The 18,039-nt window shown below is 62.0% G+C and carries 19 protein-coding genes and 1 pseudogene; 16 read left to right on the forward strand and 4 right to left on the reverse strand.

Features of this window, described 5'->3' with window-relative positions; genetic code table 11:
- Positions 1-72: 72 nt before the first annotated feature.
- From cofD to FR699_RS04505, 7 genes are all read left to right on the forward strand, one after another.
- Entirely contained in the window at positions 73-1,065 is a 993-nt protein-coding gene (gene cofD / locus FR699_RS04475; RefSeq protein ID WP_158854353.1) for a 2-phospho-L-lactate transferase, read from the forward strand.
- Positions 1,065-1,859 (forward strand): tRNA-dihydrouridine synthase, encoded by a 795-nt coding sequence (locus tag FR699_RS04480; RefSeq protein ID WP_158854355.1) that lies wholly within the window; start codon positions 1,065-1,067, stop codon positions 1,857-1,859. The genes cofD and FR699_RS04480 overlap by 1 nt, the downstream gene beginning before the upstream one ends.
- Positions 1,856-2,698, forward strand: a complete 843-nt coding sequence (locus FR699_RS04485) for a triphosphoribosyl-dephospho-CoA synthase (RefSeq protein ID WP_158854357.1) — start codon at positions 1,856-1,858, stop codon at positions 2,696-2,698. Before FR699_RS04480 ends, FR699_RS04485 begins: the two co-directional genes overlap by 4 nt.
- Positions 2,695-3,291, forward strand: a complete 597-nt coding sequence (locus FR699_RS04490) for a DUF447 domain-containing protein (RefSeq protein WP_158854359.1) — start codon at positions 2,695-2,697, stop codon at positions 3,289-3,291. Before FR699_RS04485 ends, FR699_RS04490 begins: the two co-directional genes overlap by 4 nt.
- 24 nt (positions 3,292-3,315) lie before the next feature.
- Positions 3,316-3,507 (forward strand): 30S ribosomal protein S17e, encoded by a 192-nt coding sequence (locus tag FR699_RS04495; RefSeq protein WP_154551574.1) that lies wholly within the window; start codon positions 3,316-3,318, stop codon positions 3,505-3,507.
- Positions 3,508-3,591: 84 nt separating this feature from the next.
- Positions 3,592-4,629 (forward strand): aspartate-semialdehyde dehydrogenase, encoded by a 1,038-nt coding sequence (asd, locus tag FR699_RS04500; RefSeq protein WP_158854361.1) that lies wholly within the window; start codon positions 3,592-3,594, stop codon positions 4,627-4,629.
- Between the two features lie 44 nt (positions 4,630-4,673).
- The gene (locus FR699_RS04505; protein WP_158854363.1) at positions 4,674-5,054 is read left to right on the forward strand and encodes a hypothetical protein; all 381 of its coding nucleotides are present in this window, start codon (positions 4,674-4,676) and stop codon (positions 5,052-5,054) included.
- A 128-nt stretch (positions 5,055-5,182) separates the two neighbouring features.
- On the opposite strand, the gene FR699_RS04510 is transcribed toward FR699_RS04505, so the two are convergent.
- Both FR699_RS04510 and FR699_RS04515 read right to left on the reverse strand, forming a co-directional pair.
- Complete coding sequence (locus FR699_RS04510; protein WP_158854365.1) at positions 5,183-6,193, reverse strand: NADP-dependent oxidoreductase; 1,011 nt, start codon at positions 6,191-6,193, stop codon at positions 5,183-5,185.
- Positions 6,194-6,415: 222 nt separating this feature from the next.
- Entirely contained in the window at positions 6,416-7,375 is a 960-nt protein-coding gene (locus tag FR699_RS04515) for a D-2-hydroxyacid dehydrogenase (RefSeq protein ID WP_154551571.1), read from the reverse strand.
- A gap of 219 nt (positions 7,376-7,594) precedes the next feature.
- On the opposite strand from FR699_RS04515, the gene FR699_RS04520 reads away from it, so the two are divergent.
- Both FR699_RS04520 and FR699_RS04525 read left to right on the forward strand, forming a co-directional pair.
- Positions 7,595-8,233, forward strand: coding sequence for a response regulator transcription factor (locus FR699_RS04520; protein WP_158854367.1), 639 nt, complete (start codon positions 7,595-7,597; stop codon positions 8,231-8,233).
- A 24-nt stretch (positions 8,234-8,257) separates the two neighbouring features.
- Complete coding sequence (locus tag FR699_RS04525) at positions 8,258-9,622, forward strand: NAD(P)/FAD-dependent oxidoreductase (RefSeq protein ID WP_154551569.1); 1,365 nt, start codon at positions 8,258-8,260, stop codon at positions 9,620-9,622.
- Between the two features lie 687 nt (positions 9,623-10,309).
- On the opposite strand, the gene FR699_RS04530 is transcribed toward FR699_RS04525, so the two are convergent.
- Positions 10,310-10,990 carry a helix-turn-helix domain-containing protein gene (locus FR699_RS04530; protein ID WP_154551563.1) on the reverse strand — a complete coding sequence of 227 codons (681 nt, stop codon included), beginning with the start codon at positions 10,988-10,990 and terminating at the stop codon, positions 10,310-10,312.
- A 180-nt stretch (positions 10,991-11,170) separates the two neighbouring features.
- Between FR699_RS04530 and FR699_RS04535 the strand changes: the two genes are divergently transcribed.
- Positions 11,171-12,601 (forward strand): amidohydrolase family protein, encoded by a 1,431-nt coding sequence (locus FR699_RS04535; protein ID WP_233263368.1) that lies wholly within the window; start codon positions 11,171-11,173, stop codon positions 12,599-12,601.
- Positions 12,602-12,959: 358 nt separating this feature from the next.
- Here FR699_RS04535 and FR699_RS04540 read toward each other — a convergent pair whose 3' ends face one another.
- Positions 12,960-13,511, reverse strand: coding sequence for a helix-turn-helix domain-containing protein (locus tag FR699_RS04540; RefSeq protein WP_158854371.1), 552 nt, complete (start codon positions 13,509-13,511; stop codon positions 12,960-12,962).
- 187 nt (positions 13,512-13,698) lie between these two features.
- On the opposite strand from FR699_RS04540, the gene FR699_RS04545 reads away from it, so the two are divergent.
- The 6 genes and pseudogenes from FR699_RS04545 to FR699_RS13400 all read left to right on the forward strand — a co-directional run.
- Positions 13,699-13,914 carry a heavy-metal-associated domain-containing protein gene (locus FR699_RS04545; protein WP_158854373.1) on the forward strand — a complete coding sequence of 72 codons (216 nt, stop codon included), beginning with the start codon at positions 13,699-13,701 and terminating at the stop codon, positions 13,912-13,914.
- Between the two features lie 11 nt (positions 13,915-13,925).
- A complete protein-coding gene (locus FR699_RS04550; protein WP_158854375.1) occupies positions 13,926-15,851 on the forward strand; it encodes a cation-translocating P-type ATPase in 1,926 nt (641 codons plus the stop codon).
- Positions 15,852-15,892: 41 nt separating this feature from the next.
- A complete protein-coding gene (locus FR699_RS04555; protein ID WP_158854377.1) occupies positions 15,893-16,552 on the forward strand; it encodes a hypothetical protein in 660 nt (219 codons plus the stop codon).
- A gap of 463 nt (positions 16,553-17,015) precedes the next feature.
- Positions 17,016-17,504: a type II toxin-antitoxin system death-on-curing family toxin gene (locus tag FR699_RS04560; RefSeq protein WP_158854379.1), complete on the forward strand. Its 489-nt coding sequence runs from the start codon at positions 17,016-17,018 to the stop codon at positions 17,502-17,504.
- A gap of 25 nt (positions 17,505-17,529) precedes the next feature.
- Complete coding sequence (locus FR699_RS13110; RefSeq protein ID WP_199268286.1) at positions 17,530-17,670, forward strand: hypothetical protein; 141 nt, start codon at positions 17,530-17,532, stop codon at positions 17,668-17,670.
- A 180-nt stretch (positions 17,671-17,850) separates the two neighbouring features.
- A pseudogene (locus FR699_RS13400) lies at positions 17,851-17,997 on the forward strand (UPF0175 family protein); the annotation flags it as partial.
- Positions 17,998-18,039 lie beyond the last annotated feature (42 nt).

Raw genomic sequence — 18,039 nt, forward strand, 5'->3', positions numbered from 1 at the left:
TCCAGTTCTCAGCGCTGACAATTGGACGAGACGGGCGTGCGATTTACGGCAGCGACTACCCTATCGGGCGCTATGGCTACGTTTCTCGCTGGGGGGACCGGAACCCCCAAACTCCTTGCCGGCGCTGAAGCAGTTTTTTCACCCGCCGAGACGACAGTCGTCGCGAACACGGGCGACGACATCGAGATCGGCGGGTTTCTGGTCTGTCCCGACGTCGACACGGTACTGTTCCTCGAAGGCGGAATACTCGATCGAACGACGTGGTGGGGTATCGACGACGACACCGCAGAAACCCACGAGTTCCTCCACTCGCTTGCAGCCGAGGCCGAGCTGGATCGCGGACCACGGTATCTCTCCGCCGATCGGCAGACGGCCGGTCGGTCGATCGCTCGCTGGCGTCGCTTCTCGGGGGTCGGGGAGTTCATGCACATCGGTGACCGCGACAGGGCACTCCACATCACGCGGACGAGCCTCCTCGACGAGGGGCACTCACTGACGGACGTCACCCGGATGCTCGGCGATGCCCTCGGGATCGAGCGTGAGGTCCTCCCGATGAGTAACGATCCCGTCGCGTCGCTGATCCACACGCCCGAGCGGACGATGCACTTCCAGGAGTTCTGGGTCGCCCGGGACGGCGAGCCAGCAGTCGAAGCCGTCGATTTTCGAGGGGCCGCGGCGGCGACAGCGACCGACGCGGTACTCGACGCACTCGATGAGCCTGTCGTGATCGGTCCCGCGAATCCGATCACGAGCATCGGCCCAATGGCAGCCATCGACGAAATCGCCGCGGCACTGGCCGAGACCCCGGTGGTCGCCGTCTCGCCGTTCGTCGAAGATCAGGTCTTCTCCGGCCCGGCAGCGAAGCTCATGGCCGCCGAGGGATTCGATCCGAGTACCGCCGGCGTCGCCGAGGCCTATCCCTTCGCCGACGCGTTCGTCCTCGACGACGCGGACGGGACGGAACTCGATCGGCCGACCGTGCGAACGGACACGACGCTCGACAGCGACTCCGATTCCGAGCGCGTCGCCCGTGCCCTAAAGGAAGCCTTGGGGGTGGTGGCCTGATGGGAGAGACCGGGGAAGTCGTGACCGATCCGTCACTGCCGTTTAGGCCGCGCGTTGCGGCAGCCAGTCTCAGTGGGGCCTCGGACGCCGCATGGGCGAAGTCGGCGGCCCCGTCCGTCGGCGCGGCTGTCCTCGGCGGGCTGGCAGTCGACGAGCCGACGCGAACGGCTGCCCGGACGATGGTCGAGGACCGGGATCGCGAGGAGTTCTTGCCCGACGACCCACTTGCTTTTGCCGAGCAACAACTCGCTGAGGTCACGGATATGTCGATCGTCCCCGGCCTTAATGTCCGGGGTCGTACCCTCGAACCACTCCGGAGGGTTGCCGACGTCTGTACTGTCCACGACGCGATCTGTGAGATCAACGCTCACTGCCGCCAAGCCGAAATGTGCGACGTCGGCGCGGGTCAGTCGCTCCTCAGAGAGCCAGACCGACTGGCCGCCCAGGTCGCGACCGCCGCGGAAGCAGGGGCGACCGTCAGTGTGAAAGTCCGGACAGAGGTCCCTGGCGTCGACGTACCAGGCATCGCCCGAAAGATCGAACAGGTGGGCGCCGACGCGATCCACGTCGACGCGATGGACAGCGAAGGTGTCGTCGCCGAAATCGTCGCCGCGACGGACCTGTTCGTGATCGCCAACAACGGCGTCCGGGATCGTGGGACGGTCCGGGAATATCTGGCCTACGGGGCCGACGCCGTCAGCGTGGGACGACCGAGCGATCGTCCCGTCGTCCTCGATCGCGTCCGGGACGCGACCGACGCGTGGTTCGGCGAGCCGATGGAGGGAGGCCGATGACGCGATCGATCGCCGAGCAGGCCCACCTCGCCCTGCTGCTGGAAGTCGCCACGACCCCAACGCCGGGCAACGTCGACCGGCACAGAGATCACGACGACCTCCGGTTCGAGCACTTCCTGGCGGGGGCCGTCGGTGCAATCGACGGCCTCGACGCGCTCGCAACCCCGGATGGCCCGTCGATCGGCGTCGCCTTCGAGCGGGCAGTTGCGGGCATGAGCGAGGGGGCCGGCACCAACACGCAGTTCGGTGGGCTGTTGTTGCTGGCGCCGCTGGTGCGGACGGCTGGGACGGGCGAGCTGACTCCGGCTCGTGCCACGGCCGTCGCCGAGTCGACAACCGTCGTGGACGCCGAAGGCTTCTATCGGGCATTCGAACACGTCGATGTCGCCGTCGCCGACCCGCCAGACGACATGGATACACTGGACGTTCGTCGCGGGGCTGACGCGATCCCGGCACTGCGTGCGCGCGACCTGTCGTTGTACGACGTGATGGACCGCTCGACCGACCGGGACGGCATCGCCCGGGAGTGGATCGGCGGGTTCGACCGAACCTTCGAAGCCGCAGACGCAATCGAACGACGAGAGGGACCGATTACCGACCGCGCGGCAGAGACCTTCCTCGACCTGCTCGCGACCGAACCGGACCCATTCGTCGCGATCAATCACGGCGAGGCGGTGGCGGCGACCGTCCGCGAGCGGGCGGCGGCCGTCCGAGACGAACAGGTCGACCCCGCGGAACTGGCTGAGGAACTCGTCGCCGACGGCATCAATCCGGGGACGACGGCCGATATCCTCGCTGGTGGCCTGTTCGTCGCGCTGTCCAGGGGGGCCGAGATATGAGCGAGGCGTGGCCCGTCGAGGTTCGGGGCGTCACCGAGTCGATCGTGACGACGCGCGGCCCGGGCGGACGGTACAACGTCGCCGCCCTCGGCTTGCATGCCGGGGAGATGGTAACGGCCCGGACCTGGGGTCAAACGCGGACGCGAGTGAATTTCGAGCGGGAGGGCGAGGGCTACATCCAGTTCACCCGAGACCCCCTCGATTTCGTCGAAGCGGCGTTGACGATTCGTGAACTCGACGACCCCATCCTCGACAATGCGGATGCCTGGGCACACGTCGAAGCCGAAGATTCCGAGACGGGAACGGAAGGTGGCACTGAGTGGGTCGACTGGCAACTCACGCCGGTCGAGACAGGCACAGAGAACCGCGTCGTCCCGACGATCAACCGCGGCCACGCGGCCGTGATCGAAGCGACAGTGGCAGCCTCACGACTGGACGTCCCCGCATACGACGACGAACCGTTAGCAGCGCGACTGGCGTATTTCGCCGACGTCATCGAGCGAACCGGTGGCGATCGCGAAGTGGCTGCTCTCGACCGGCTCCGGGAGGTCGTGGAGCTCCCGGAGACCGACGGGCGATTCGAATCCTTTTAGGGGCCGACTCGGTAACGACTCGGTATGGCAATCAAACCCGCCTACGTCAAGAAGACCGCGACGACGCTTCGAGAGCGCTATCCGGAAGTGTTCTCGACGGACTTCGAGCACAACAAGGAACTGGTCTCGGAACTGACGAACGTCGAATCGAAAGGCGTTCGCAACCGCATCGCAGGCTACGTCACCCGGAAAGAGGCCGGCGGCGTCGAAGCCTGATCACTCGGTCACTATCTCTCTGCTCCGCTCGCGAGAACTGCCGATCCAAACAGTTTTGACCGGTCCTCACCCAAAGATCCAGTCATGCCTGTAGATGTCGGTATCCTGGGTGCGACGGGTGCTGTCGGCCAGCGGCTGGTCCAGTTGCTCGATCCACACCCGGACTTCGAGATTGGTGCGCTGACCGCAAGCGAAGACAGCGCCGGAAAGTCGTACCGCGAGACAGCCAAGTGGCGGATCGACGCGCCGATCCCCGATCACGTCGCCGAGATGACCGTCGGGGCGACCGAACCCGACGCTGTCCCCGAGGGCGTTGACCTGCTCTTTTCGTCGTTGCCCTCAGCTGTCGGCGAGGACGTCGAGCCGGGCTTTGCCGAGGCGGGCTACGTCGTCTCCTCGAACTCTTCGAACTTCCGGACCGATCCGGACGTCCCGCTGACGATCCCCGAAGTGAACCCGGAACACGTCGACCTGATCGAGGTCCAACGCGAGCAGCGCGGCTGGGACGGGGCACTCTTGAAGAATCCCAACTGCTCGACGATCACGATGGTGCCCCCGCTTGCAGCACTCGAAGAAGCCTTCGGCGTCGAACGCGTCGACGTCTCGACGCTCCAGGCCGTCTCGGGAGCCGGCTACTCCGGGGTCACCTCGATGGAGATTATCGACAACGCGATTCCACACATCGGCGGCGAAGAAGACAAGATGGAAACCGAATCGCGCAAGCTCCTGGGTACCTTCGATGGCAGCGAAGTCGAGTGGCTCGAAGCCGACGTGGCTGCCTCCTGTAATCGGATCCCGACGCTCGACGGCCACTTAGAAAACGTCTGGGCGGACCTTTCGGCGGACGTGACTGTCGAGGAGGTAGCCGAAGCGATGGCCGAGTACCCCTCGGCGGAGCTCCACAGTTCGCCCGACCCCCTCATCAACGTCTTCGCGGAGCCCGATCGCCCGCAACCGCGCCTCGACCGCAACCGGGAAGATGGAATGCAGATCAGCGTCGGTGGCATCCAGGCGACCGAGGCGGGCGTCCAGTTCAACACGCTTGCCCACAACACCCTCCGCGGGGCGGCCGGCGCGAGCATCCTCAACGGCGAGTTGCTCGCCGAGAAGGGGTACGTCTAACCGGCGACAGCAACTGTTTTCACGACCACCAGCGACCAGGTAGTATGGTCTCCCGTGAAAATACCGTCTATGGAACCGCCGTCGTCGGGGCATTCGCACTACTCGTTGTGATCGCAGTAGCCTCACCGCCGGACTGGCTTGCGGGCGTGGGGCTTGTCGGGTATTACGCGGTCGGCGTGGGCGCCGGCCATCTCTACCTGGCTCGTCGCAGTGAGACAGGTGACCTCGCTGTTGGTTCTCACTGGCGATTTCTCGCCGCGTTAGGTTGCTGGCTCACACTCGGTGCGTTTGGGCTTTTCGGCCCGGAGTGGCAACTCCGAGGTCTCGAAACAGACACAGTGTTGACCGTGGCGGGTCTCGGTGTTCTCATCGTGTACTGGCTTCTAGAGGCCCATGACGGGTATCTGACGAGTCGACCGTCCTGAATTCCTGACCGCTTGGTCGGCGTTTCGAGCAGGTGCCGCGTCGAGTCACTCGACTGTTGAGTCCCCAGAGCCTAGTCTCGGGCAAGAATCGCGAATGGCCGGAAACCGTTCGCGACAAAAGGTCGCGGTTATTCCGAGACGGCGACGACCTGCTTGCCGATGTTGTCGCCCGAAAACAGCCCGAGGAACGCATCGGGCGCGTTTTCGAGTCCGTCGACGATACTCTCTCGATGCTCGATCTGCCCGGATGTGACCCACGTCCCGAGTTGCTGGCTGGCTTCCTCGAAGCGAGTCACGTAGTCACCGACGAGTAGCCCCTGCACCGTAGCCCGGGGCGCAATGAGCTGGGGCAGCTTCCGGGGGCCGGTCGGGACGCCTTCGTCGTTGTAGTGGGCGATCTGTCCACAGACAGCCACTCGTGCGTCGAGATTCAGTTTCGTGAAGACGGCATCGGTGATCGGCCCACCGACGTTGTCGAAGTAGACGTCGACGCCGTCGGGCGCGGCGTCGTCGAGTGCTCCTCGGTAGTCCTCGACGTCTTTGTAGTTGATCGCGGCGTCGAACCCGAGTTCCTCGGTAAGCCACTCGGTTTTCCGGTCGGAACCAGCAAAGCCGACGACCCGACAGCCGTTCAGTTTCGCGATCTGGCCGACGACGGACCCGACCGCACCGGCCGCACCCGACACGACGACCGTCTCGCCCGGCTTGGGATCGCCGACCTCGAGCAGGCCGTAGTAGGCCGTTCGGCCGGGCATACCGAGGACACCGAGATATGCGGGCAGATCGGCGATCGACGGATCGACCGGCGCGACGTCGGCGGCGTCCAGCACCGTGCAATCAGCCCACGTGCCATTACCCGTCACGAGGTCGCCTTCGTCGTAGCGTTCGCTCTCACTCTCGATGACTTCGCCGACAACGGTCCCTTCCATCGGCTCGCCGACGTCCCAGGGCTCGGCGTACGATTCGGTATCGCGCATCCGGCCGCGCATGTACGGATCGACCGAGAGATACCGCACCCGAACCAGCAGTTCACCGTGTCTGGGCTCGGGAACGGCACTCTCCTGCAGTTCGAAACTTTCCATGTCCGGCTCGCCGTCGGGACGCTGGGCGAAAATCCACTCGCGATTTGACTCACGCATACTATCGTTGCGAGTTCGACGACAAGGAACGTTGCGTTTCCAAGACGGCCGACGGACGATCGCTACTTCGATCGGGCAAAGCCCGCTCCTCTCGGGAGGAGAGCCCAACCGTCAAGCTTGGGCGGTCGAAAGCCACGATCGCGGACGCAACAATGGCTGTCTCGAGAAGATTCGTCGCTTCGATCGGCTCGTGAGAAGCTGCCGTGAGTACTCCAAGCGACCTCAAACGACGCGGTTTCGCAGCGACTCGGGAGAGTTCTCCTGTAGGACCGATTCGACGTTCGGTGCCACGATATCGGCCAGTCGTTCGTAATAGTCGGGTGTGTGTCCCGACGTATGGGGCGTGATAAACACGTTTTCGAAGTCCCACAGCGGGTGATCGTTCGGCAGGGGTTCTGGCTCGGTCACGTCGAGTGCCGCCCCGCGTAGATGGTTGGCCCGCAACGCATCGACCAGCGCGTCCGTCTCGACGATCGGGCCGCGGGCCACGTTGACGAGGACGGCCGACGGGGGCAGCGTCTGTAACTCCTCGGCCCCGATGAGGCCACGCGTCTGTTCGGTCAGCGGCGTGGCGATCGCGACGTATTCCGCGCCAGCGAGGGCCTGGTGGATCTCCGCGAAGCCATACACTTCGTCGGTCGGGCCACCCTTCTCGGGCGTGTAGCGGACGCCGACGGTCGTCACGTCGAATCCCTGCAGGCGTTCGGTGATCGCCTGTCCGATTGCTCCCATGCCAACGATGGCGACCCGACTGCCCGCGAGCTCGCGGGACTGAAACCCTCGCCACTCGTGGTTGCGTTGCTGGCGACGGGCCTGGAAGAACCGGCGGGCAAAGGCCAGAAACGAGCCCAGAACGTGTTCGGCGATGTTCGGCCCATGGACGCCTGCCGCGTTCGTAACGGCAATGTCGCGTTCCGCCATTCCCTCCAGCGGGAGGTGGTCGTATCCGGCATACATACAGGCAAAATAGTCGAGTGCGTCAGCGTCTGCAAGCAGCGATTCGTCGAAGTGTCCGCCCGAGACAATCGGGGCCGTCGCGATCGCCTCGCGTTCTTGAGCTGGCGTCTGTGCGGCCTGGACAGTCGCGACCTCCCCGAGGCGCTCTTGCAACGCCGCCGCATACTTTTGCCCCGGGAGGCCGTGGGGCTTCTCCCGTAACACGAGGACATCCGGACTAGTCACGGCTCGTTCCTCCGTCGTGAGCGATCAAACGCCGCATACAGACCAGAGGCAGTGGCACGGACAAAAGCGTGGCGAGGGATACAACCGACCCGTGCCGCGATCAGTCCTCGGCTACCGAAAAACAGCGCGTAAAGACGCCCAAACCGCCGAGTAAACGATCTTGAACGGTTCGAACGGAAACTGGTATTGACGGTGGTGCCGCCGAGAGTACGAGCCAGTATGGGGACGCAGGAAACTGTCTTGGTTGTCGAAGACGACAGCGACGTTCGGACACTCCATCGACTCTGGTTGGCCGAAGAGTATCACGTACGGACGGCAGCGGACGGCGAATCGGCAGTGGCCGCTGTCGATGACGACGTCGCTGTGGTCCTTCTGGATCGAAATCTCCCTGGACTGAGTGGTGATGCAGTTACGGCCCGGCTTCGTGGTGGGGAGTACGACGGCGTGATTGGGATGGTGACGGCGAACGCACCGGATCAGACACTGCCCGACCTCGGGATCGACGAGTATCTGCAAAAGCCAGTTTCGGGCGCCGAATTGCGGGCACTCGTCGAACGAAGCCTATCGCGTCTAGCAATGCCAAGATCGGTCCGTGCGTTGTTTCGACTCGTGTCTCTTCGAGCGAGTCTGACTGAAACCCCTGAGCGCACGGGCGCGGAGACGAACGAGGCCATTCGATCGCTCGACGACCGGATCGAAACGGCCTATCGAGAGGCGATTGATGCGGGGGTATCGCCAAAGCGCCTCTCCGAGTTGGCACACGATGGACTCGCCGAGGGCGTCACGCTGCCGGAGATCACGCGGAAACAGCGATCGCGCCCGGCGAGTGCCATCGGAAGTACAGGACACGAGTTTTAAGGCCCGCCAGGTCGCGGTTGCGGTATGGAGCGGACAGACGTCGTGATTGTCGGCGGCGGCCCGGCAGGTTCTTCGGCGGCCCGTGCCGCAGCGAACAGCGGTGCCGATGTCGTCCTCGTAGAGAAGGGGGTTCCCCGTACCGATAGGGACGAGCTCGGTCCGGACTCGACGGATGCCGCCGGTATTTTGGATTACTGGGTCGACATTATGGGCGAGCATCCTGAAGACATGCCCGCAGACGTCGTGTTACGTGAACTCGACGGTGCGACGTTTCACGGCCCCTCCGAGTCAGTGACGATCGAAAACACCCGGATTGGGTCGTCCTACGACGGGTTCGGGTTTACGGTCGATCGAGCCCGATTCGACGACTGGCTCCGGAGTCTGGCCGAAGATGCCGGTGCGGATTATCGGGTCGGGACGAGCGTTACCAACGTCGAATCGGCCACCAGTGGATCGACACCGACCCATCGGGTCCACCTCGCGGACGGTACCGAGATCGAGGGTGACGCGCTCGTTCTCGCAGATGGTCCACAGCGAACGGTGACGATGGACGTCCTCGATCAGTTCTTACCGGCTGAAAGGAGTGCCACGGACCATCTCGCTCCCGATCAGGCCAACCACATCGCCTACCAAGAGTATCGCCAGCTGCCAGCGGAACTGTTCGATCCCGACCACATCGAGTTCTGGTGGGGAGTCATGCCCGGTCACACCGCGTATCCGTGGATCTTCCCCAACGACGATGGCGTCGCTCGCATCGGACTCACGATGCCGATCGGGATGGACATCGAGGACGTGGCCGATCCTGCGGCGTATGCCCTCCTGGACGACGAGGACGACGCTATCCCCCCAGGTCGAGTCTACATCCGGCGGTTGCTCGAACAGCAGTTCCCCGAATACGAACTCGATGACTTCCCGATCGTCGAAGATCGCGGGAAGCAATCCGGGAGGGAGGCGTATCCAATCTCCTCGACGCAACCGATCGAGTCCCCGACAGCAGCCAACGTCGCCGTCGTCGGCGGTGCGATGGGTGCCACGTCGGCGTTTCACGAAGGTGGCGATCACGTCGCGATACGAACAGGCAAAATCGCCGGCGAACTCGCCGCAGAGGGGCGAATGACGGAGTACAACGACGCCTGGCAACGGGCCATCGGCGATGAAGTCCGCCGGAACGTCACCTTCGCCGCGCTGGTCCGTGGCATGGAGCCAAACGACTGGGACCGATACTTTGCCATCATCAACCGAATGTTACGGACCGACGGCTCACGCAAGCGCCAGGCCCTTTCGGCAGGCCTGGAAGGAATCGGTATCTATCTTCGCTACCGGCGCAAACGATGGTCGTACCGGGGTGATCGGTACGTCCAACTCCAGGAGTCGACGTATACGGTCTGACTACCACGAAGCGCTTTACTGTCCACGGCGAGAAGTTCTGCGTGCGTGCCTTAGTCCCCGCCCGAGTGTACCCAGAGTGGTGCGATGACAGCGCGGCGAACCCGGGCACGCGACATTTCGAGGCGGCTTCGCCGCCTCCGCAGTCGGTGGCCTACAGGCCACCCGCACTCGCGGCATCCGCCGCTCGTGCATTCGGTGACGCTAACGCGCCACCCGCCTTGGCGGTTACCACCGTCTCGGCACCTGGAGACGCCTTCGGCGTCTCCCGCCCGGCACGAGGGTTTCCCGGCCAACCCGGCACGCCGCCAGGAATGAGGTCGGTCGTTAGTGTTCCGGGCGTACATTTCGTGTGCCCTATTAGAATTATCTGCAAGCAATATGAAGAGCTTCGGGCACCATCTCTCGGTGAATGAGATTCACTTGTAGTGCCCGCTCTTTCTCGCTAGATCTCGGACACTGCCGATGATGACGAGCCTGGAATGAGGTCTGGCGGTGTGACTGACAACTGTCAGCTTTGGAGACGCATGTTAGATACAACGCGTACAATAGTGTCGTACCCAGAGTCAGTGTCCCACACGCTAGCTATCGGGGATATCGGCCCCAATATCACGGGAATACGGCAGATTCCTTCCTCTCCAGATCTACTAGTAGAGACTGTATTTGGAACGATGGTAGTTCCAATCGATACTACGGCCCAGAGTTACGCTGCGAAACGAGCGCTTTGATGAGTTTCATTTCAGCTTTCTGTAGATGTTCGCTGACCGTGTTCGGCGCACATCCAAGTTTATCGGCTAATTCTGCGTGTGTTGTCTCCCGAGGGTGCCGATAGTATCCGTGTTCAAACGCGAGGCGAACAGCTTCACGCTGGCGAGTGCTCAACTTCGACAATGGATCCGTCCGTAGCGACGGGCGTGACCCGATTTCTTCGATAGTCACGTCGATAGTACTTGGTGCGGTGTCAACTGCGGCCTGAAGTGCCTCGGCGTCTCCCACCACCTCACCGCTCGTTTCGAAGTCGCTGTACACGACTGGGGACCTGACAAGTAACCCCGCCCGTGCCGTCAACACGAGAAAGGTCCTGAAAAACGGGAGTGCCTCAGGGGTCGCAGTGACCAGCACGAATCCCGAGCCACCGGTAGAAGGAGGTACCGTTACGTCCTCGATCCCGTCGGTCCCACGAGCTGCATCGACGAACACGTCTGTGTCTCCGTCAACATCGTACAGCACAGTTGCCACGTCCTCTGCTGCGAGATTCCAGTCAACGAGCCGCAACTGCGAGATCGCCGGCGACTCCGTGACTGTGACGTAGAACGACGGGAGAACCGAGGGTGCCAACGACGCCGAAATCTGGAGTCGAGTCAACGACATCGTCAGACGTACCGCCTGTTTCAGCACCTCCGGTATAAAAACCCCATGACGATACCCGGCAGAACGCTCACCGGACATACTGTCCTACCTGCAACTATGACGGTAACTACCGGTGAGTTGGAATATAACACTGAGGGCACGGTTAACGACGCGGATCTCGTGGTACACGACGCAGTGGTTATGACTGTTGACGAAGACAACAGAATTTACGAGAACGGGACGGTCGTGGTCAAAGACGGTCTAATCACCGATGTGCGAACGACACGAGAACGTGATCGGGCCTGTGACGCCGATCGGCTCGTTGATGCCGAGGGCACCGTCGTGATGCCCGGTCTGGTCAACGCGCACACTCATCTCGAACTGACGCCGCTGCTCGGTGCGTTTAGCGACCTCAACCTCATGGAGATGGTGGGCGGGATGACCGCCATCTTTGGCCACATCGCTGCGGGAGAGTACGACTACCTCACCGAGGCAGGCTACGAACTTGCGGCACTGAACTTTCTCACGGGTGGTGTCACCACCGTCAACTCAATGGATGTCCGTCCCAGCGGAGGCGCAGAGACGTTCGGCGAGGCGGGTCTCCGCGGGTTCTTCGGGGTAGCGCTCTCGGACCTCTTCTGGGATATCCCGGTTGACGAGCAGTTCAACCGCGCCCGTGAGTTCATAGATGACTACCACGGCGCGTTCGACGGACGCATCCGGGCGACGATCGACCCCCACGACGACTGGTCGTGTACCCGCACGCTGTGGGAGCGCACTGCCGACCTCGCCGCCGACCACCCCGATTTACTCGTTCACACGCACCTGCTCGAACTGGAAGCGAGCAACACGATGGCGCGCTCGAACGGAGCCGAAGACTCGCTTGACCTTCTTGACGACGTCGGCCTCCTCGACGACCGGCTCGTGGCCGCGCACTTCCGGCTCGCCGATGATGAAGACATCCAGCGGACGGCCGAGGCGAACGCGTCGGTGGCACACTGCCCGTCAATCTTCAGCTACTGGAACACAGACGGTGATGTGCAGTGGACGCCGGTGCCGGAACTGCGCGCCGCGGGCGTCGATGTCGGTCTGGGCATCGACGACCACTACTGGCACGATTCCTACAGTTTGTTCGGCGAGGCGAGGCAGGCCCGGCTCGCAGCGAACCTCAAGCGCTCGACCGGCCAGTACGACTCGATGGGACTCGTGCGAATGCTCACTATCGAAGGGGCGAAGGCGCTTGGTGTCGACGACGAGATCGGGAGCCTCGAACCCGGAAAACGGGCCGATATCATTCTGCTCGACGTTGAGAAGCCGAAATTCACACCACTGACCAACATCCCAGCACAGGTGGCTAATAACGCAGCACCGGCTGACGTGGAGACGGTGATCGTGGATGGCGACGTACTGATGGAAGATGGCGACGTGAAGACGATGGATGCCGATGCGGTGCGCGACCGCGTTGAGACCGCGGTGGACCGTTTCGAATCGGAGACAGACTGGGAACTCGGCATCGGTAGGAGTGAGCCCCCGAGTACGATGGATGTCGTCCGCGACCTGCCAAAACGTGGCCCCAGTCAGTTGCTCGGAAGACTCGCGTTCCAATCAGTTAGAGATAAGTTTTTATTCTGATATGAGACATCGAACCTTGATATATCAAGTTATTGGATTTTAGCCTATAGAGTACTTCATTTCAGTTTCACCGAGCCTACTAGTAGAAACTCATCCGGTAGTGTCACGGGCGTACATTTCGAGTGTGCTATTAGAACTATCTGTAAATAGCATAGATCGTTTTATACAGCGTCTTCCGTTAAACGGGATACTTCGGTATTGACGCCACTTTCCCGCTGGATCTCTGAAAACAGTCGATGACGACGAGCCCGAGAAGCGGTCTACCGGGGGAACCCACATCCGTCGGGTTCGGCTGTCTCTGTTCTATACACCGTGGGAATGCACGACGGTCCGTTTTCTCATATTAAAACGATACGTCTTAGCATTCCTCCGTGGGGTATGTGGACTCCCCGTCTTGATTTGCTCGGACGAAGGCCCGCCGGAGGACTGTCAACAGAACGTACGTCTCGTATTTCTGGGTTCGGCAGTGCTCACAGGGTTGCATCTCTGCCGTGATCTCGTCGGTCACGTCGTCGTACTCGTCGGTCAGCGTGGCGAGTGCTGTCTCGATCTGTGGCTGGACTGCGTCGATCATCTCCTCGATAGCGGGATCAGCTGATTCCGGCAGCGAGTACGAGAGAACGGTCGTGTTTGCCCCGTAGTATTTGATTGTCCCACCCCGACCCTCCTCGAATCGAACCACATCGACGAGGCCCGCGTCCCGAAGTTCGTTGATGTGGTGGCGCACGGTGTTTTCTGTCCGGTCGATCCCGCGATCAGCGAGGCGCTCGTGTACGTCACTCGCCGTCAGCGTCTCCTCAGCAAGAATATCGAGAATTATCGCTCGCATCGGTTCATCGATAGCATCGGAGACCTTCGTATCTCGAACGGCGACATCCTCGAGTTCGTGCTCGACATCGGACGAGCTCATAAGCGAACTAACGGTCCGTGCACGCTAAGTAATAACGACCGTCATTCGAACGTGGCTCGACGCCCGCTCTCGAGGGAGTTCTGAAAGCTCTAGACGACTCGTTTGTCCGTTCAAACACCACGTATCCCCATTCAAACATATCATCTAAAAAATACTTATGGCATTGTGGATGCTACGTTGCATTGCAATGAGCAAGACAACGGAACTCCGCGTGATGGACTTCGACTGCCCGAGCTGTGCGAGCACGGTCGAACGCGCCCTCTCGAATCAGGACGGCGTCGAAGACGTCGAGGTACACTACTCGACCGGCCGCGTCGAGATCGACTATGATGACACCGTCGCCGACCCCGGCACGTTCGAACAGACTATCGAGAACCAGGGCTACACGCCCCAGCCCGCCTGAGGAGACTAATCATGGACACCCAATCAGCCACACAATACTATCGCAAACACCGGAAGGCCGTCGTCGTCGCGGTGAGCGGCCTGCTGTACGCCGGCGGGTGGAGTCTCGGCTACGTTTCGGCCTTCGACACGGCGAGCGCCGCGGTCTTGATCCTCGCGGCGATCGTCGGCGGCTACGACATCGCCAAGACTGCCTACTACGAGGTCAAGAGCCGGACGCTGGGCATCAAGACGCTCGTGACGTTGGCTGCCGTCGGCGCAATAGCCATCGGATCGTATTGGGAGGCCGCCGCGGTGGTCTTCCTGTTCGCACTGGGGTCGTACCTCGAAGGGCGGACGATGCGCAAGACGCGCAACGCCCTCGAAGCGTTGCTGGAGATGACGCCCGACACGGCAACAGTTCGCCGGAACGGCGAGCAACAAGAGGTGCCCGCCCGGGAAGTCGAAGAGGGCGAGGTCGTGATCGTCAAACCCGGCGAGAAGATTCCCGTGGACGGGGAAGTCGGTAAGGGTGAAAGCGCAGTCAATCAGGCGCCAGTCACTGGCGAGAGCGCGCCCGTCCACAAAGGTGATGGCGACGAAGTCTACGCCGGGACGATTAACCAGGAGGGCTCGCTGGAAGTCCGGACGACCGGCTCTGGGACGGATACCACGCTCCAGCGGATCATCCGCCGCGTCGAAGAGGCCCAGGAGGCCCAGTCACCGACCGAGAGCCTCATCGACCGCTTCGCGAAGTACTACACGCCCGGTGTGCTCGCGCTGTCTATCGGCGCCTACGCAGTCACACAGAACGCGACTTTGTCACTGACGCTGCTCGTCATCGGGTGTCCGGGCGCGCTGGTGATCGGGCCGCCGGTCAGTATCGTCTCGGCTATCGGTAACGCCGCACGTTCGGGCGTCCTCATGAAGGGCGGCGAGCATCTCGAACAGGCCGGCAAGATGGACCTCGTCGCCTTCGATAAGACCGGCACGCTCACCAAGGGCGAAACGACCGTGGCCGACGTTGCAGGGTTCGACGCCGAGGCCGGTGAGGTACTGAAACTCGCGGCTATCGCCGAGAAGAAGAGCGAACACCACCTCGGCGACGCCATCCTCGAGGCGGCGCAGAACCGTCCGACCGCGGTCGCCGATGGCGGGACGGCAGCTGTCCGGGCAGACACCGAATCAGCACCCACGGAAGCACGATCAGTCCCCGACCCCGAGAGCTTCGAGGTGATCGCTGGCAAGGGCGTCATCACCCACCATGGCGGCCGCGAGATCGTCGTCGGCAATCGAAAACTGCTCGACGAGCGCGACATCGAGATCCCCGAGAAAGTCGGCGACTACGTCCGCGAGCGCGAGGAGCGGGGCGAGACTGTCGTCCACGTGGTGCGTGACGGCGTCGCCGTCGGTGCCATTGCTATGCGCGACGCACTCCGCGAGGCCGCGCCCGGTGTCGTCCAGCAACTCCAAGACGCAGGCATAGAGACGGTGATGCTGACCGGCGACAACGAACGCGTCGCGGCCGCAGTGGCCGACGAGGTCGGCATCGACGACTATCGGGCGGAGCTACTCCCCGAAGACAAGCAGGCGGTCATCGAGGACTACCGCGAAGCGGGCCACGTCGTGGCAATGGTCGGCGACGGCATCAACGACGCACCGTCCCTGGCGACCGCCGACGTGGGCATCGCTATGGGCGCCGCCGGGACCGACACCGCCATCGAGACTGCCGATATGGCACTGATGGCCGACGACCTCGAGCGCATCCCGTACGCGGTAACGCTGAGCAAGGCGACGCGCTGGAACATCTACGAGAACGTCGGCCTCGCGGTGCTGACGGTGACGCTGCTGCTGGCTGGCGTGCTGACGAGCTACGTCACACTCGCGCTCGGGATGCTCGTCCACGAGGCCAGCGTCCTTGCCGTGATCGGCAACGGGATGCGGCTGCTGCGGTACTGAACGAAATCGAATCGCGAACGAGCGATTACACACAGCTCACAATGTCAGAGAACACGACTCCGACCGACACAGACCGTACTGAAGAGCACTGGGCCGTCGAATACGACGCTGAACCGATCCGCATCCGCGACCCCGTTGCGGAGGCGCTTGCGGTCCTCGAACCAGGCGAACCGTTCGTCGTCACGTACGAGGACGTAGTAAAGGCGGCAGGCCACTCCTGTCCGACCGCATCCGGCGCCTATCGCATCGCCCAGTTGGGCCTCGACGCGCTGTATCCGGACGGTCATCCGGTCCGAAGCGAGATCGGAGTGCTCGCCGCAGGGCCGCGCGACGACGCCACCTACGGCGTCATAGGGCGCCTCATCTCGTACGTGACCGGTGCAGCCCAGAAAGACGGCTTCGCTGGGCTCGCCGGTGGTCACGGCAATCGCCAGAATATGCTGGCGTTCGACGCGTTCGACTCTGATAGTGCTGCCCCAACGTTCCGTTTCCGCCGAACCGATACTGACGAAACCGTCGAGGTGACCTACCACGTCGGCGACGTTCCGGATGGCGGGACAGTACTCGGCAACCTCCAACAGATCATCGAGGGGACAGCGAGCAATGAAGACCGCGAACTGTTCGCCGACCTGTGGCACAGCCGCGTCCAGAGTGTCCTCTCCGACGACTCGCTATTCACTGTAACGATCATCAAACACTAACCAAAGAACGCTCGATTGTAGTTCCACAGAGCCTACTAGTAGATTTTCGCCCGGTAGTGTTCCGGGCGTACACTACGACCTTTTACTACGCGAGCGACTGCGTCGCTCGCTTGCAAAAGCTCGACCAAAAGCACTCCTCGCTCCCGTTGGTCGCTCGTCGGCCTCGCGCTCACAATCCGTTCGCGCGAGTGAACCGGGCGTCTTTGCGAGCGCAGCGAGCAAAGGCTCGGGAGACGACCGAAGGAAGGTCTCCCGGAGACCTACCGAGCTCTCTGAGCCACTCGGTCGCCGAACGCCCGATTACAAATTCCATGAACCTACTAGTAGAAGTTCGGCCGAGAGTGTTCCGGGCGTACATCCTTTCGATTGTCTCGGTCATAGATTGAGCCAACATGCAGCGTTCCTCCGTGAGTCACTCATCTGGAGAGAAAAGGATAGGTGAGTTGGACGTGAATCGCCGACGATGACGGACTCGCTCTGGTATCCGTCGGTCGAAGACGTCCTCGACATCCACGAGGACATTATCTCGGAGTACCCCAACACCAGCCCAGGCGTCCAGAGTCGCGGAGATATCGAATTCGCACTGGAGTACATCAGCGAAGGGAGCTTCGGATCAGTCCCAGAGACGATCCACGAGAAGGCCTTTCACCTACTTCGGCTTCTCGTCGCCAATCATCCGTTCGTGGACGGAAACAAACGAACCGCACTCAACACGACGACGGTGTTCTATCTGCTCAACGGTCACCGGTTCGAATACGACGACGAAATCAGAGAGACATTGGCGACGTTTGGCACCGACGAGACGGCCGTTGATGAGGACGACGTGATCGAATATCTCCGGATACACACGACAGAAGTCGATTTGAACGAAGTGATCGAACGATGGCGAGGTGACCTCGTCGAGTATGGACTCGATCAACTGTCCGACGAATTATCAGACCCGAACGATTAACTGGACTCGTAGTCAAGATGTTGATATGGCGACCGAAGAGCAGACAGGTGAACCAACGCCACTCGACGACGTGATGGAAGACATTCGTCGAGAGCTTGTGTTGCGAGTCGCCAAGGCAGACCGGGACGAACACCGCGATATTTACGACGCCCTCGAAAACGAATAGCGTGCTCACGTCCGTCTGTTCTCAATTCGCCGAAGCGTGAGTTTACTTCCACTGAGCCGACTAGTAAACTCGCCCGGTAGTGTTCCGGGCACACAATGGGCCGCTTCGAGCGCTTGCTTTGCCTGTCATCCGCTCGAGAGACGCTAGCCAAACCTCAAAATCGCGCACACATTCTCAGAGATGGCGACGATCGAAATCGACGACGTTTACGACGCGTTGCAGCTCTCAGAGAAGGAGCGGTCGTCCGCGATGAAGCGGGAGTTAGTAGTCTCGCTGTACGCCCGTGACGGTATGTCCGTCGGGAAGGCACGTGCGCTGGCGGCACTGTCGAGGTACACGTCGTGGGCGACGGACATGAGTACCCCGGAA

Origin of the sequence: Halorhabdus sp. CUG00001, from assembly GCF_009797925.1 — an archaeon.
Lineage (GTDB): Archaea > Halobacteriota > Halobacteria > Halobacteriales > Haloarculaceae > Halorhabdus.

Bases quoted from the DNA above. Each gene is read 5' to 3' on its own strand.
- FR699_RS13110 (WP_199268286.1), top strand. From the start codon at position 17,530: ATGGCGACCGAAGAGCAGACAGGTGAACCAACGCCACTCGACGACGTG.
- FR699_RS04485 (WP_158854357.1), top strand. From the start codon at position 1,856: ATGACGCGATCGATCGCCGAGCAGGCCCACCTCGCCCTGCTGCTGGAA.
- FR699_RS04545 (WP_158854373.1), top strand. From the start codon at position 13,699: ATGAGCAAGACAACGGAACTCCGCGTGATGGACTTCGACTGCCCGAGC.
- FR699_RS04555 (WP_158854377.1), top strand. From the start codon at position 15,893: ATGTCAGAGAACACGACTCCGACCGACACAGACCGTACTGAAGAGCAC.
- FR699_RS04490 (WP_158854359.1), top strand. From the start codon at position 2,695: ATGAGCGAGGCGTGGCCCGTCGAGGTTCGGGGCGTCACCGAGTCGATC.
- FR699_RS04495 (WP_154551574.1), top strand. From the start codon at position 3,316: ATGGCAATCAAACCCGCCTACGTCAAGAAGACCGCGACGACGCTTCGA.
- FR699_RS04530 (WP_154551563.1), bottom strand. From the start codon at position 10,990: ATGTCGTTGACTCGACTCCAGATTTCGGCGTCGTTGGCACCCTCGGTT.
- FR699_RS04560 (WP_158854379.1), top strand. From the start codon at position 17,016: ATGACGGACTCGCTCTGGTATCCGTCGGTCGAAGACGTCCTCGACATC.
- FR699_RS04480 (WP_158854355.1), top strand. From the start codon at position 1,065: ATGGGAGAGACCGGGGAAGTCGTGACCGATCCGTCACTGCCGTTTAGG.
- FR699_RS04505 (WP_158854363.1), top strand. From the start codon at position 4,674: ATGGTCTCCCGTGAAAATACCGTCTATGGAACCGCCGTCGTCGGGGCA.
- asd (WP_158854361.1), top strand. From the start codon at position 3,592: ATGCCTGTAGATGTCGGTATCCTGGGTGCGACGGGTGCTGTCGGCCAG.
- FR699_RS04535 (WP_233263368.1), top strand. From the start codon at position 11,171: ATGACTGTTGACGAAGACAACAGAATTTACGAGAACGGGACGGTCGTG.
- FR699_RS04550 (WP_158854375.1), top strand. From the start codon at position 13,926: ATGGACACCCAATCAGCCACACAATACTATCGCAAACACCGGAAGGCC.
- FR699_RS04540 (WP_158854371.1), bottom strand. From the start codon at position 13,511: ATGAGCTCGTCCGATGTCGAGCACGAACTCGAGGATGTCGCCGTTCGA.
- cofD (WP_158854353.1), top strand. From the start codon at position 73: ATGGCTACGTTTCTCGCTGGGGGGACCGGAACCCCCAAACTCCTTGCC.
- FR699_RS04520 (WP_158854367.1), top strand. From the start codon at position 7,595: ATGGGGACGCAGGAAACTGTCTTGGTTGTCGAAGACGACAGCGACGTT.
- FR699_RS04510 (WP_158854365.1), bottom strand. From the start codon at position 6,193: ATGCGTGAGTCAAATCGCGAGTGGATTTTCGCCCAGCGTCCCGACGGC.
- FR699_RS04525 (WP_154551569.1), top strand. From the start codon at position 8,258: ATGGAGCGGACAGACGTCGTGATTGTCGGCGGCGGCCCGGCAGGTTCT.